A 14,440-nucleotide genomic window follows, 5' to 3' on the forward strand; every position below is an offset into this window, starting at 1 on the left:
ACCGCGGGGCGGCGTCGCAGGGACACGCGGCGCGGCGGGCGAGGATGGGGCAGGAGCACGTCGCCTCGGGAGGGGGCCGTGGGCGGGCGGGCGCTGCCGCCATTGCGGCGACGGCGCCGTGATCCATGCTGGCGCCTGCCATGCCGAGCCCGCGCGCCCTGGTTCGCAGCTCCGGAGCGCGCCGAGCGCTGCTCGGCCTCGCCAGCGCGCTGCTCGGGACGCTCGGCGGAGACGCGGCGCGCGCGCAGGGAAGGTACGAATCCGCGCTCCTCGGCGGGCGATCGGCGCTCCTGGGGGGCACGGGGGTCGTGCTGGGCGTCGACGGCGCCGCGCCCTTCCTGAACCCGGCCACGATCGTCCGAATCGAGGACCGGAACATCGCGTTCTCGTCGGCGTTCTTCCGCTACGCGCACCGCACACTGCAACGGTGGCACCAGCCAGGTCCGGTCGACCCCGGCCTGTACGGCGATCTCCGGCTCGATCGCACGTCGGTGAGCGATCATGGGCTGGACAGCCTCCCCGACGCGACATGCTATTTCTTCAACTGGAAGAGCGGCGCACGAGGCGCGGATTCGACGCGGGTGCGGGTCGGCCGACAGGTCGTCGCCGCCTGCCTCGGCAAGACGGAGGAGAACGAGTTCGGGTTCGACGCGCTGCGATTCTCGGGGGAGTCCGCCTCGCGGCGCGTGAGCCAGGCGCAGGCGCTCCGCTACGCGTGGGGTCGCTTCAGCGCCGGTCCTTCGTGGAGCTACAGCGCCACCTCGCGCCTCGCCGTGGGCGCCTCGCTCTCGCTCGTGCGCACCCGCTACACGAGCTCGCTCGGCGTCGCCAGCCTCGTGGAGGACACCAGCGCGGGCTCGGCGAGCAGCGCGACCTACCAGGCCGCGCTCTCGGGCGATTCATGGGACCTTCTCGCGCACATCGGCGTCACGTACCGGCTGAACCGGGTGTTCTCGGCCGGGATCAGCCTGCGGACGCCCAGCGTTCATGCCGTCGACTCCCTGGACGCGAGCTACGTCGACACGCGCGCCGACGGGACGGCGGCGGCGCGCTACTGGGCCGGTGAAGGGGAGTTCGTGGCCCCCTCTCCAGCCCGCGTCGCGGTCGGCGCGAGCGCGGAGTGGAGCAGGCTGCGACTGGAGCTCGACGGCTTCTTCTACATGGGCCAGCGCGAGTTCGCGCGGATCGCCGCCGATCGTGAGGAGATCGCGATCGCCGGGGGCGCGGTGACGAGCCGGGCGCGGGGCCGCCTCGACATCGTCGAGGCGGCGGCGCCCATCGTCAACGTCGGGCTCGGCGCCGAGGTGTTCCTCACGCGCGACCTCAGCCTCGTGGGCGGCGTCGCCTCCGATTTCAACGCGCTGTCGAGCCTGCGAGGCCCCATGTCCGCCGAGTCGAAGCTCTTCTTCGAGCGGATGAGCGGCGCCCACGCGTCGCTCGGGTTAATCTCCTATACCCGGTACGGCGATCTCGTGTTCGGCGCGCGCCTCGATTACGCCGCCGGGCAGATGGCGGCCGTCAACGCGTTCGCGTCGCCGGTGCGGCTGGATCCCATCGACTGCAGCGAGATCGGCGCGACCCTGGTGCTCGCCGGGAGGATCAGCCTGCGCACCGTGGAGGACGTGGCGCGCGAGATCGGCGACGCCGTGGAGGGCTCGGCCGCCGCGCCCCCCGAGCGGACCAGGCCGAGGGAGCCGATGCGGGCGCCTGCTCGAGAAGACTGAGCGGCGACGCGCGCGCCGCGGATGATCGATCGGGCGCCGCGCTCGTCCGGCGCGAGGATCTGCGTCCGCAGCTGCGCCTGAGGCCGCTCCCACGCCGCGGCGCCGCGGCGCTCACGCCGCCCCGGCGTCCCGCGGGCGCACCCCGGCGTGCTCCGCGAGGGCCTCGGCCTCCGCGAGCGCCTCGGTCTCCGCGAGGGCCTCGGCCCCGGCGAGCGCCTCGGCGTCGCCTTGCTCCCTCAGGCGCTCGAACGCCGCGAGCGCCGCCGGCGCGATCGCCGAGAGCCAGCGCCGGCTCGCGGCGTCGAGCCGCAGCTCCTCGCGGAGCCGCTCCACCTCGCCAGCGCCCGCGGTGCCCGGGCTCGCCGCCGCGCGGCACACGTCGGCGAGCAGCTCGTCGCGCGCGTTGAGCGGCAGGTCCGCGTCCCGCTCGGTGAGGCGCGCCGCCCCGGCGATGTCGCCCTCCCGTGTCCGCAGGGCCAGCGCCACCCGCAGCCTGGCCCTCTCCAGGAACGGGTACGACGCATACCGCTCGGCGAGCAGCGCCATCTCGGCGCGCGCGTCGGCGCTCCGGCCCATCGCCGCGAACACGAACGCGCGCTCGGCCAGGAGCGCAGGCAGCAGGATGTCCGCCGCCATCGCGCGCGCCGCGTCGGTGTTCAGCCGCGCGAGCCCCGCCTCGCACGCCGCGAGCGCCGCGAGCAGCTCCCCTTGCCGGTCCGACAGCTCGGCGAGCGCGAGGTACGCCTGCGCCGCGGCCGCGGGCGCCTTGGTCCGCGTGAGGGCCTCGAGCTCAGCCTTCCCGCGCTGCGCCTCGCCCTTCGCGATCGCGACCTGGGCGGCCACGAAGCGCTGCGAGAGCTTGCGCGTGCGCACCGCGTTCACCAGCACCGCACCGACGAGCATCACGATGAAGAAGACCGGAAATGCCAGGACGATCGCGAGCGGTCCGAAGATCGGCTCCGCTGGCAGACGCTCGACCTCGGGCGCCACCCGCGGCGCCTGATCGGAGTTCAAGAGCTGCCACACCCCCAGGAACACCATCACCAGGGCCAACCACAGAAGCAAAATGCGGCGTGCCGCCTTCGCCACCGGCTGGCGGTTGCTCCCGGCGCGCCCCTCCGCGGCGGCGCGCGCGGAGGCGTCGGCGCGGTCCACCTCCGCGCGCGACAGCTCCTCCACCCCGCCCGCTGCCAGCGCGGGGGCGCGCATGAACGGCGCCGCCTCGGGCGAGATGCGCGCCGCCCAGTCCGCCGCCGAGAGCTCGCCTCCGGCCTCCGGCTCCCGCTTCGCGCCGGTGCGGTAGACCGAGCTCGCCTTCGCCTTCAGCATGCGCTGGTACGCCCGGACGAGGGCGCGCTCGCGCGGGCGCGTGTGCTCGACGAGGAGGCTGCGTTCGCGGAGCAGGTGCGCCCGCAGCGCCTCCCTGTCGCCCGAGCGCTCCAGGAGCACCGCGGCCGCGAGCTCCGCGCGGGCGAGCACCTCGGGCGACGCGAGGGCGCTCGCGCGCACGAACTCGATGTCCGCCGCGGCGCCGTCGCGATCGCCCGTCGAGGCGCGGAGCAGGGCCCTCAGTGAGCGCGCCGCGGCGATCGTCGCGTGCTCCAGGTGAAAGGCGAGCGGGTCGGTGCGGCGGGTCACCGCAGCGTCGGCGCGGACGAGCGCGCCCGCGAGATCGCCTCGCTGCATGGCAGCGAGCGCGCGCTGGACGTCGATGACGCGCAGGACGTAGCGCGAGCGGCACGTCTCTTCTGCGTAGTCGAGCAGCTCGGCGGCGTCCTCGCGCTGGCCGGAAGCCGCGAGGTTGTACGCCTTGTTGACGACCTGCACGGCGACGCTCATCGAGCGGGTGCGGAGCCCGATCGCTATGATGAGCGCGCCGGCCATCCCGAACGGCAGCCCGGCCGCGACGCTGCCGAGCCCCATCGCGCTCACTCCCGCGCCGAGCACCGCCATCACCCCGCCGAGCGCGATCTGCCGGTTCGCCATGCGGCGCGCCGCGTGCGGTGTGATCCCGAACCTTGCAGGCAGCTCTCTCGCCATCGCGCGAGCGTAAGAGACCGCCGGCCGAGCGGGCCAGCAGATCTCGCGGGTACGGCGTGGCCCTACCGGAGCCCGCGCCTCGTCGCGCCCGCGCCGTGAGCTCCGTCCGCCGCGCGCGCGACCGCGCGACCGCGCGCCGCGCGCTAGGGCAGGGGCGCCGGCGGGTCGATCGGCTCGACGCGCACCCGCTCCTCGTAGAGCGCGCCGCCCTCGCCGATGTCAGTGGTGCGCGCGGTGATCAGCGCGTTGGCGCAGCGGCCGTCCCGGAGGTGGCCTCCCTTCGGGAGGAGCGCGACGTCGCGACGCTGGGCAGGATCGTGGCGGAGCAGCGCCGTCATGGAGCCGACGCGCGACGTGATCCGGCAGGCGCCGCCGTCGGGCACGCCGCCGGCCGCGTCCGGGTGGACCGTGACGACGGCCGGACCGTGCTGGGGTCGCGCCCACTGAGACGACTGGGACTTCTCGGTGGAGAGCGCCATGAGCAGCAGCGGGAATTCGCTCGCGTCGGGATCCACGCGCTCCTCGGGCGCCTCGGTGATGAGGTTGACCCGGCCGCTCGGGGTCGGGAACTTGCGGTCCTCGAACAGCACCTTCGGCGCCAGCGGGTTGCGCACCGGCCCGCGCTCCAGCGTCTCGAGCGTGATGCCGAGCGGCGCGAGCCTGGGCTCGGTGACCCGCCGCTTCCAGTCGCGGGCGCTGCCGTCGAGCACGCCGCCGAGGCCCACGCGCCGCGCGAGCGCCTGCATGATCTCGAGATCGGCCTTCACCCCGGCCGGGGGCGGGACCACGGGCGTGGCGACGCCGAGGTAATGGTGGCCGTAGGCGCCGACCACGTCGTCCGCCTCGAGGAGCGTCGTCGTGGGCAGCACGAGGTGGGCGACCCGCGCCGTGTCCGTGAGGAAGGAGTCGACCACGACGACGAACTCACGCGTCCGGAGCGCCTCCGCGACGGTGTCGGACTCGGGCAGCATCGCGACCGGGTTGCCCGCGGTCACCCAGACGGCGCGGATCGGCGGGTCGCTCATCCCGAGCACCTCGCGCCCGAGCAGGGGCTCGCAGACGGTGCGGGGCGCCGGGCGCTCGCCCTCGAACGGCGAGAGGTCGAACGCGCGGCGCCGCTTGAAATAGAACGAGACGCCGCCGCCCGGGATGCCGAGGTTCCCGCTCACCGCCCCCAGCGCGTCGAGGGCGCGCACGATCGCACCGCCCGTGGTGCGCCGGCCCATGCCCCAGCCCACGAGGATCGCCGTGGGCCTCTCGGCGAGGCGGCGCGCGAGGTCCAGGGCCGCGCGCTCGGGCACGTCGGCCTCGCGGCACCACGCGGCGACCGAGCTCCGGCGCGCGAGCGCGCGGAAAGCGTCGAGGTGATCACAGTAGTCCGCGGCGCGCGGGTCGGCCCACCCCTCGTCGAAGAGCACGCGCGCGACGGCCATCGCGAGCGCGAAGTCGCCGCCGGGGCGCGGCTGGTAGAACGCCCCGCAGAGCGACGCCGTCCTGTGGTGCACCGGATCGATGAGCACGAGCTCCGCGCCGCGCGCCTTCGCCTCGCGCAGCACCGGGAGCGTGTGAGGGCTCGAGGTGAAGACGTTCTTGCCCCAGAGGAGGATGTGCCGGGCGCTCCGGAGATCGGCGAGGTCATGGCTGTCCTCCTCCCCGAAATCGGCGAGCTGCGCGGCGTCGCCCGCGCCGGAGCAGATGTCGCCGCGCTTGACCGTGACCGGCCCGAACCGCGCGAAGAACGCGTCGGCGATCCCCGTGAGCATCCCGAGCGAGCCGCCGCTCCGGTAATGGAAGATCGCGGCCGGACCGGACTCGCGCCGGATCGTGAGGAGCTGCTCGGCCGTGGTGTCGAGCGCTTCCTCCCAGGAGACGGGCGTGAGCTCGCCGCCCTTGCGGAGCAGCGGCGTCGTCAGCCGCTCGGGCGAGTACTGGGTCTCCAGGAAGCGCGACGTGCGGTAGCAGAGGAAGCCCCGCGTGATCGGGTGGTCCGGGTCGCCGCCGAGGCGCACGACGCGGCCGTCCTCCACGGTGGCCACGATGCTGCAGGCGTCGGGGCAGTCGCGGTTACAGGTCGTCTTGCGGAGCTCCTGCATGTCGGCAGCGTAGATCGGGCCTGCGGGGCGGTACACCCGCCCCGCCCCCCGGATGTCCGTCCGGACCTGGCCGGGCTTCCGCGCCGCGCCGGGGCGGCCCCGCGCGCTGGATCAATCGGCCGCGAGCCGCTCGGGCGCGTACTCCCGCGAGTCGTCGCCCGAGACCTCCTGAGCGATCGCCCGCAGCTGCTCGTAGCGCTCGCGCAGGAGCGACCACAGCCGATCGCGGATGTCCCTCGAGTCGAGCCGCTCCGGCGGGCGCGTGTTGCTGAGCAGCCACTTCGCGGTGCTGTTCAGCTGCGTCAGCTCCTCCCTCGTGATCGGGATCCGGCTCTGCACGTGGCTCCACCGGTCCAGGATGAGGTTGGTGATGGTGGCCGTCGCGCTCGCTGGATCGCCGGCGACGAGCGCGCGCCGGACGATGCCGAAGGTCTCGGGGACGATGCTGCGCGGGAAGTACACCTCGGCGGTGGCGATCGTCGGGCGCAGCACGCCGTAGAGCAGATCGAGCTTCTCGACGACCTCGGGCGGCGGCGCGCTCTCGGGCTGCATGCGCGTCACCGCGTAGTCGAGCGCCATCGCGAGCTCCGGCAAGCTGCGGATCGTGTCGAAGCGGGACTTCGGCAGCCGGCGCCGGTGGCGCGCCGGATCGCGCGTGACGGACTGCACGGCGCGCCGGACGATCGCGAGCACCCCGCTCGCGTCGCCGCGAAAGGCCTGCACGTTGGCCGCGGGCAGGTCGCTCGCCGGCATCGCGTACCGCTCGTAGCGCTCCCGATCCAGGCTCTCGTCGCCCCGGGCCCGCGGGTCGGCCTGCAGCGGCGCGGCGCCGGCCGACGAGGCCGCTGCGATCTGCTCCGGGCCCGCCTGCTGCGGCTCTCCGGCGCCGGCAGGCTCTCCTGGAGAGGGCGCCGCCGCGTCCTGCATCGTCCCTCCCGGACCAGGCACCGGCCCCGATGTCGTGCTCTGGGCGGTGCTCTCGGCCTCGAGCGGTGTGGACCGGAGCGCTGGATCCCGCAGCGCCTCGAGGTCGTCTCGCGCACGCGTCATCTCGGCCATCGTACGTAAGTCGGCACTTCGGCACAAGATCCGCAGGCGCTCGAGCGCGCTCGCGCGGGGCTCCGGTCTGCAGCGTCCATGGCGCGCCGCAGGCGCCGCCTCGCCCACCGGTGTCATCGCGTCCCGCAAGCGTCACCCCGCACACACACGAGCGGAGGGGTGACCCGCGATGGATCCTCCGCCTTCCGCGTGGATCACGCGTCGAGCGCGTCCCAGAAGGTGCGCAGATCGTCCGAGAGCGGCGCCTCGATGCGCACGCGTTCGCCTGTCATCGGGTGCGTGAGCTCCAGGCGCGCGGCGTGGAGGGCGTGACGGTCGAGCTCGAGCGCGCGGCGGTCGTCGTCGGTGAGCACGCCGTCGGCGCCGCGCGCGAACATGCCCTCGTCCGGGCCGTAGAGCTTGTCGCCGACGAGCGGCAGGCCGCTCGCCGCGAGGTGGACCCGGATCTGGTGCTGCCGGCCGGTCTCGAGCGTGCAGCGGACGAGCGCGTAGCGCCGGCCAGTGAGGGGATCGGCGCGGCGGCCCAGCACTTCGCACGCGGTGGCCGACGCGAGGCCGCGGCCCGGCAGCGCGACCCGCATCTTGACCTTGTAGCGGCTCGCGTCGTCGAGCTCGAGCGGCAGCTCGACCCGGAACGTATCGTGCTCGGGCCAGCCCCAGGCGATCGCGGTGTAGCGCTTGACGACGCCGGTGCGCTCCTCGAACTGCGCCTTCACGGTCCGGTCGGCCTCGGGCGTGCGGCAGAGCAGCAGCACGCCGCTCGTCTCCCGGTCGAGCCGGTGGGCCAGGAACAGCCGCTCGTCGGGGCGCGCGGCCTCCATCATCTTGATCACGGTGCTCTTGTGGTACCGCGCCGTGGGGTGCACCGGCAGGCCCGCCGGCTTGTCGATGGCGAGCAGCGCGCCGTCCTCGTGAAGGACCGGGATCGGGGTGTCGGGCGCCTGCTCGTCCCATGGCTCGCGCCAGAGGAGGATGCACTGCTCCGGCCGGACGCGATCGCTGCCGCGCAGGCGCCGCGCCTCGGGCGAGTAGGCGCCGCGGGCGACGATCTCGGCGGCGCGCGTGCGGCTCGTCCGCTTGAGCTGGGTCTGTACGAACCGGTCGAGCCGCATGCCGGCCGACTCCGGCGGCACGCGCAGCACGGTGACGACCGAACCCTCCGGCACCTCCGCGGGGCGCACCACCGGCGTGCCGCGGCCGAAGGGGCCGCTCGTGCCGGCGAGCTCTCGCGCGCTGATCCTGGTCATGGGTCGAGCTGGCCTTCGCCTTTAGCAAAAGCGCCGGCCTGTGGCGCGGAAAAGGGGCGGCGCGCGCTGGCGCGCGCCGGCGCATGTTCACTGAGGGACGAGGATCTCGCAGGGGAAGTCGAACGAGATCTCCTGCGCGTCCTTGAGCCGCTCGCAGGCGTCGCCGACGAGGGTGAGCCGGGTGGCGCTCTCCATGGTCCAGCCGTTCTGCGCGTCGTAGGGCACGGGCGTGCCGTCGAGGAGCACCTGGCCGAGCGACGCGTTGCGGAGGTCGACCTCGATCGAGCCCTGGAGGTCGAACGTGCAGCTCTTGACGCCGGCGATGGCCGCGTTGAGCTCGTCCTCCAGGGCGGACGCGTCGGTGGGGTCCGGCGTGTAGTACGTGGCGGTGCCGCCGGCGTTGGCGTAGGTGCCTGCGCCGGCGAAGCAATCCTCGTTCGTGCCGCTCTGGGGCCGCTGGACGGGCTGGCCCGCGCCGGCGTTCGCCACGTCCTGCAGGTGCTGCGCGAGCGCGCCCGATCCGAGGCCGAAGACGAACGTGCCGATGCCCTGCTCGTAGGCGTCCTGCACCGCGCCGACGACGTCGTCGCGCGCGCACACGGCCGCCACGTCGTCGCAGCGATCGGGCTCGCCGTCGGTGACGAACAGGATGTACTTGGGGCCAGGCTCCGGGAACGCGAGGAGCTCCGGGACGACCGTCTCGTTGAACGTCATGGCGGTGGGCGTCTCGAGCTTGCCGGGCGGCACCGTGGAGGCCTCGTTGTAGGCGGCGGAAATGGCGGCGTGGTGGTTGAGGGCGATGCCGTCGGCCCTGGCGAGCAGCGGGCACTGCATGTTCTCGATCCCGGTGAACGTCACGAAGCCGAAGCGCACCCTGTCCTGCAGCCCGTCGACGACGCTGAGCACCGCAGTCTTGAGCGGATCCCAGAAGCCGCTGCCGTACATGCTGCCCGAGCGATCGACGACGATCATCACGGTCGGCGTCTGCGGCTCGAACGTGATGTCGAGCTGTTGGCATGCGCCGCCGCCGCCGCCGTCCGTGCCGCTCGAGTTGTGCGAGCCGGCGAAGTCGAGCCCCGCGCCGCCTTCGCCGAAGCCGGAGCCCGAACCGGAGCCGGCGCCGCTGCCGCCCGCGCCACCGCTCCCACCGCTGCCGCCGATGCCGCCGGAGCCCTGGGACGAACCGTCGCCGTCGTTCTTGCCGCCACAGCTCACGGCGACGCCGGTGACGAGGAGGGCGAGGAGCAAGGAAAGCCTGGGAAATTTAAGGATGCTGCTCATGGAGAAATAATACACAGGCCCGGATGGGGCGTCTTCGCCATGCAGGGCCCTGGATGTAGGGCCCTGGAAGTGGATGTGGCGCGGATGGAAAGTTGCTCCAAAACGGCGCGCGTGGCGCTGCCCCTGCGGCGACACCCGAGCGCTGGCCAGCGTTCAGCGCCGCTGTGGGTTCGGAAGCCGCGCTGTACGCGCCCCGGTTCGTGCTACACACGGCGCCCGCATGGACATCCTCTTCGCTGCGTCCGAGATCGCGCCCATCGTCAAGGTCGGCGGCCTGGCCGACGTCGTGTCGTCGCTCTCGAAGGCGCTCCGGCTGCTCGGGCACAAGGTGACGATCGCGCTGCCGCGCTACCAGGCGCTCGACTCGAGCGGGCTGATGATGGCGCGCCGCCTCACCCCGATGCCGCTCGAAATCGATGCGAAGGTGTCGCCGGGCGGGCCGATCCAGGTGACGCTCTTCGACGGGCGGCTCAGCACGGGCGTGGAGCTCGTCGTCCTCGACGTACCAGGCTTCCACGATCGGCCTGGCATCTACGGCGAGGAGGGGCGCGACTACGAGGACAACGCGCGCCGGTTCTCCCTGTTCTCCCGCGCCGTCGTGGAGCTCGTCCGCCAGCGCGCCCGGTCGGGCTCGCCGTTCGATATCGTCCACGCCCACGACTGGCCCACCGCCATGGTGCCGTACCTGCTCCGCCACCAGCACTCCGCGCCTGGCCGGACCGTGCTGACCCTCCACAACGCCGCGCACCAGGGCCTCTTCCCGAAGGACGCGCTCCCGTACCTCGGCCTCGACGACGACCACTTCCGGCCCGAGCGGCTCGAGTTCTACGGCCAGCTCAATTTCCTCAAGGGCGGCATCCTGGCCGCGGACGCGCTCACCACCGTCTCGACCACCTACGCGAACGAGATCCTCACGCCGAAGCAAGGCGAGCGCCTCGACGGCGTGCTCCGCACCCGGGCGAACCAGCTGTCCGGCATCGTCAACGGCATCGACTACGCCGTCTGGAACCCGATGACCGATCCGGCCATCATCGCCCGCTACGACGCGGAGGACGTGAGCAACAAGGGCCGCTGCAAGAGCGCGCTCCTCCAGGAGCTCGGGCTCGAGATCCGGCCGGATCGCCCGCTCCTCGTGTCCATCGGCAGGGTGGTCGCACAGAAGGGAAGCGACCTGCTCGCGAACGCCATGCCGAAGATCCTGAAGGGCGACGTCAGCGTCGTCGTGGCCGGCGAGGGCGACGCCGAGCTCATGGAGAAGCTCTCCGCCGCCGCGGCCAAGGCGCCCGAGCGGGCGAAATTCCTCGGCGGGGTGAGCGAGGCCGTCGTGCACCGGCTCATGGCCGCGGCCGACCTCGTGGTCGTGCCGTCGCGCTTCGAGCCGTGCGGACTCGTGCAGCTGTACGCGCAACGCTACGGCGCTGCCCCGGTGGCGTGCAGGACCGGAGGCCTCGTCGACACGATCGTCGACATCGACGCCGCCCTGGAGACCGGCACGGGGTTCCTGTTCGACAAGCCGACGGCCACGTCGCTGCTCGGCGGCGTCCAGCGCGCCCTCGCGGCCCTCACGTCGCCGCGCTGGCCCGCGGTCCAGCGCCGCATCATGCGCCTCGACCTCGGCTGGGACCGCCCCGCGCGCCGCTACGTCCAGGTCTACCGCCAGGCCCTCGCCAGCTGAGCGCCGCGCCGTCGCCGAGCGCCGCGCCGTCGCCGAGCGCCGCGCGCGGTCGCGAGGCGCTGCGCGCGGAACGGAGGCGGCTCGGGGCACCGCGTGAAGGCGCGGCCCGATCGAGATCAGGCGCCCTCCGCGCGACAACGTGTCGCATTGGCGCGGGGCAGGAGCCTCGCCTATAGGAGCGGCCGTGCTGGCCAGAGCCGTCGCCTGTGTGGTGCTCCTGCTGTCGCTCGCGGTGCACCCGAGGGCCGCGCGCGCGTCGGCCTGCTGCGGTGCGGGCCACGGCATGGCCCAGTGGCTCGCTCCCTCGGAGCGCGCCGCGGCGAGCTTCTCCGTCCGGCTCACCGAGCAGCTCGGGACGTGGGCGGTGGACGGAGTCTTCGACGTGTCCGGCGAGGGCGTCTACCACCGCGAGCTGAGGGCCGAGGCCGGGTGGCTGGTGCGGGCCGGGGATCACCTCCAGCTCGCCGTCTCCGTCCCGATGATGGTCACCTGGAGCGGGGTGGGGCTCGGCGTGACGGCGTCTGGCGGCGGGCCGGGTGACCTGGGCGCGGCAGCCAGGATCGACCTCATCGATGGCGCGGCGTCGCCGTGGATCCCGTCCGCCGCGTTCACGCTCGGCGTGACGCTCCCGACCGGGCGCGGCCCGAGCACCGGGACGGCGCCGCTCGACGCCGGCGTGAGCGGCGCGACCGGCGCGACCGGCGCGCGCGCGATGGGCGTCGACATGACGGGCGCCGACACGACCGGCCTCGGGGTGGCCGAGATCCGGCCGGGGATCATCTTCGAGAAGTCGTGGGGCTCGTTCCACGCGCTGCTCTCCGCCTCGGCCAGCGTCCGCACCAGCTACCGTCTCCCCGACGGCGACGCGGCGCGGTCCGCGCCCCGCGTGCAGATCCTCGCCGCGGCGGGGCCCGCGTGGCCCTCCGGCGCCTCGCTCACCGTGGGCGCGCTCCACGAGCGCGAGGGCGAGCCGCGCGAGGATGAGCCTGGCCCGGGCCCCCGCAATCCCATGGGAAAGGCGCGCGTGCGGACGGCGCTGCTCGCCGTGCTGGCCCACGACATCGGCGCGCGCTGGACCGCCGTCGGCAACCTCCAGGTGGACGTGCCGATCTCCGGGATCGGCCGCAACGAGGGCGCGTTCGCCGCCCTGTCCGCAGGCCTCCGCTACGTGTGGGGAAGACGTGATTGAACCTCGTGAACAGCCTTCGCCGAAGCCACCTCCCAGGCGCCGCTGGGCGCGCGCCCGCGCCGCCCTCATCGCGGCGCTCGCCGTCCTCTCGCCGGCGGGCTGCGGATCCCGGGACGTGGAGCCGGACGCCGGCCACCGGCTGGACGTCGGCGTGAACGGGCGCATCGAGTTCGCGGTGGAGTCGACCGAGCCGATCAAGCGAGGCTTCAACACCTTCCACGTGCGGCTCACCTGGACCGACTCGCGGAGCCCGGCGCAGCGGATCAAGCTCCGCGTCTACGCCAGCATGACGGGCATGGGGCACGGGTCCGCGCACGATGGCACGGAGATCGAGCCCGGCCTGTACGAGGTCGCCGACGTGCCCTTCGGGATGGGGGGCCTCTGGGACGTGCAATGCCGGGCCCTGACGTCGTCCCTCATCGACGAGGCGGCATTCGAGTTCGACGTCCACTAGGCTCACCCCTCGTGCGAGCCCCTACAGAACGCTCCGTGCGAGCCCTCCCAGCGCCGACGCGTCACTCCCGCAGCGGACCAGGCGCGCGGCGGCGTGGCCCCCTCTCGTCCTGCGCGGCGCCGCTGCTCTCGGTCGCGGCGCTGCTCTCGGTCGCGGCGCTCTCCGCGCCGGCCTCGGCCAACGGCCGCTTCCCGGCCGCAGGCTTGATCGCGTCGCACCCGAGCGACCCGTCGCGCCTCATGGTCCGCGCGACCTACGGCCTGCTCGCCACGCACGACGGCGGCGAGCGCTGGCGCTGGATCTGCGAGCCGGTCGTCGGCTTCGGCGGGAACGAGGATCCGATGCTCGCCTTCCTCGCCGACGGGACGATCATCGCCGGGGTCTTCGACGGCCTCAGCGCGTCGAAGAACGGCGGCTGCGACTGGTCGTTCGCCCAGGGCGATCTGATGAACCGCTATGTCATCGACCTCTCGGCCGATCGCGAGGACCCCTCCCGTGCCGTGCTCGTCGTCAGCGCGGGGCTCGGGGCGGGTCAGTTCCTGACCCAGCTCTGGGAGACGAGCGACAACGCGGACAGCTGGACGAAGGCCGGCGTCGATCTGCCCGAGGACTTCCTCGCCCACACGGTCGACGCTGCCCCCTCGGACCGCGCGCGCGTCTACGTGAGCGGCCGCTACGGCGCGCCCGACTACGCCGGGGCCCTCCAGCGCACCGACGATCGCGGCGCGACCTGGGAGCGGCTCGACATCCCGGGGAGCGACGACATGCGCCTGCCGTTCCTGGGCGCGATCGATCCCGTCGACCCCGACATCGTCTACGTGCGGCTCGACGGCGATCCGACCGACGCGCTGCTCGTCTCGAAGGACGGAGGGCGCAGCTTCACCACCGCCTTCGAGAGCGCCGGCGATCTCCTCGGTTTCGCGCTCTCGCCGGACGGCGCGACCGTGATCGTGGGCGGGCCCCAGGACGGAATCTGGCGCGCGCAGGCCGCGTCGCTCGAGTTCGAGAAGATCTCGGACGTCGGCGCGCGGTGCTTGACCTGGACCGCCGCGGCGCTCTTCGCCTGCGGCGACGAGTTCGCCGACGGCTTCACGGTGGGCCGATCGGTCGACGACGGCGAGAGCTTCTCCGCGCTGCTGCACCTCGACGGGCTCTGCGGGCCGATCGAGTGCGCGCCGGAGAGCGGCGCGACCTCGACCTGCGCTCCGCTGTGGGGCGCGACGGCGCTCACCATCGGCTCGCAGCAGTGCGACGGCGCCGCAGCGACCGGCAGCGGCGGCGGGGGATCCGAGCCGCCGCCAGCGGAGGCGCCGGACGGGTGCGGGTGCAAGATCGGCGCGGCAGGCGCGGGGCGGGGCGAGGGCGCCGCGCCGCCCGCCAGCGGCGCGATCTGGTTCGCGCTCGCGGCGGGCCTCGCGAGCGCGCGGCGGCGCAGGCGCGCACGCTAGCGCGGCGACGCAGGCGAGCGCGATGGCTCAGGCGTGCAGGCGAGCGCAACATAACCGCTTATGGAAGGGCGCTCGCATGGCGCAGGCAGAAGGGTACGGACGGAGAGGGCGGAGCGACCCGGCGGCGTCCGCTGGGGCGCCGGACGGGCAAGCCGCCGCCGGTTCGTTTCTGGATCTACGTCCTCGTGGGCTGGCGTAGACTGAGGGTGCCGCGGCTCCGGCCAGCGCGT

At 73.8% G+C, this 14,440-nt stretch carries 10 protein-coding genes; 5 read left to right on the forward strand and 5 right to left on the reverse strand.

Going from position 1 to position 14,440, the window contains the following annotated elements; all coding sequences use genetic code 11:
• The first annotated feature begins 140 nt into the window (after nt 1-140).
• Nucleotides 141-1,724 (forward strand): hypothetical protein, encoded by a 1,584-nt coding sequence (locus WMF39_RS17550; RefSeq protein ID WP_437746634.1) that lies wholly within the window; start codon nt 141-143, stop codon nt 1,722-1,724.
• Nucleotides 1,725-1,835: 111 nt separating this feature from the next.
• On the opposite strand, the gene WMF39_RS17555 is transcribed toward WMF39_RS17550, so the two are convergent.
• The 5 genes from WMF39_RS17555 to WMF39_RS17575 form a co-directional block, all read right to left on the reverse strand.
• Nucleotides 1,836-3,764 carry a hypothetical protein gene (locus tag WMF39_RS17555; RefSeq protein WP_437746635.1) on the reverse strand — a complete coding sequence of 643 codons (1,929 nt, stop codon included), beginning with the start codon at nt 3,762-3,764 and terminating at the stop codon, nt 1,836-1,838.
• A 143-nt stretch (nt 3,765-3,907) separates the two neighbouring features.
• Nucleotides 3,908-5,857: a molybdopterin-dependent oxidoreductase gene (locus WMF39_RS17560; RefSeq protein WP_437746636.1), complete on the reverse strand. Its 1,950-nt coding sequence runs from the start codon at nt 5,855-5,857 to the stop codon at nt 3,908-3,910.
• Nucleotides 5,858-5,968: 111 nt separating this feature from the next.
• On the reverse strand, nt 5,969-6,907 hold the full coding sequence (locus WMF39_RS17565; protein WP_437746637.1) for a hypothetical protein: 939 nt from the start codon (nt 6,905-6,907) through the stop codon (nt 5,969-5,971).
• 203 nt (nt 6,908-7,110) lie between these two features.
• Nucleotides 7,111-8,163, reverse strand: coding sequence for an RluA family pseudouridine synthase (locus tag WMF39_RS17570; RefSeq protein ID WP_437746638.1), 1,053 nt, complete (start codon nt 8,161-8,163; stop codon nt 7,111-7,113).
• Nucleotides 8,164-8,250: 87 nt separating this feature from the next.
• On the reverse strand, nt 8,251-9,444 hold the full coding sequence (locus tag WMF39_RS17575; protein WP_437746639.1) for a vWA domain-containing protein: 1,194 nt from the start codon (nt 9,442-9,444) through the stop codon (nt 8,251-8,253).
• 220 nt (nt 9,445-9,664) lie between these two features.
• On the opposite strand from WMF39_RS17575, the gene glgA reads away from it, so the two are divergent.
• From glgA to WMF39_RS17595, 4 genes are all read left to right on the forward strand, one after another.
• The gene (glgA, locus tag WMF39_RS17580; protein WP_437746640.1) at nt 9,665-11,119 is read left to right on the forward strand and encodes a glycogen synthase GlgA; all 1,455 of its coding nucleotides are present in this window, start codon (nt 9,665-9,667) and stop codon (nt 11,117-11,119) included.
• Between the two features lie 184 nt (nt 11,120-11,303).
• Nucleotides 11,304-12,308, forward strand: a complete 1,005-nt coding sequence (locus WMF39_RS17585; protein WP_437746641.1) for a hypothetical protein — start codon at nt 11,304-11,306, stop codon at nt 12,306-12,308.
• A complete protein-coding gene (locus tag WMF39_RS17590; RefSeq protein WP_437746642.1) occupies nt 12,301-12,762 on the forward strand; it encodes a FixH family protein in 462 nt (153 codons plus the stop codon). The genes WMF39_RS17585 and WMF39_RS17590 overlap by 8 nt, the downstream gene beginning before the upstream one ends.
• 35 nt (nt 12,763-12,797) lie before the next feature.
• Nucleotides 12,798-14,210: a WD40/YVTN/BNR-like repeat-containing protein gene (locus WMF39_RS17595; protein ID WP_437746643.1), complete on the forward strand. Its 1,413-nt coding sequence runs from the start codon at nt 12,798-12,800 to the stop codon at nt 14,208-14,210.
• Nucleotides 14,211-14,440 lie beyond the last annotated feature (230 nt).

It is taken from the genome of Sorangium sp. So ce1504, assembly GCF_051521635.1.
Taxonomy (GTDB): Bacteria; Myxococcota_A; Polyangia; order Polyangiales; family Polyangiaceae; genus Sorangium; species Sorangium cellulosum_B.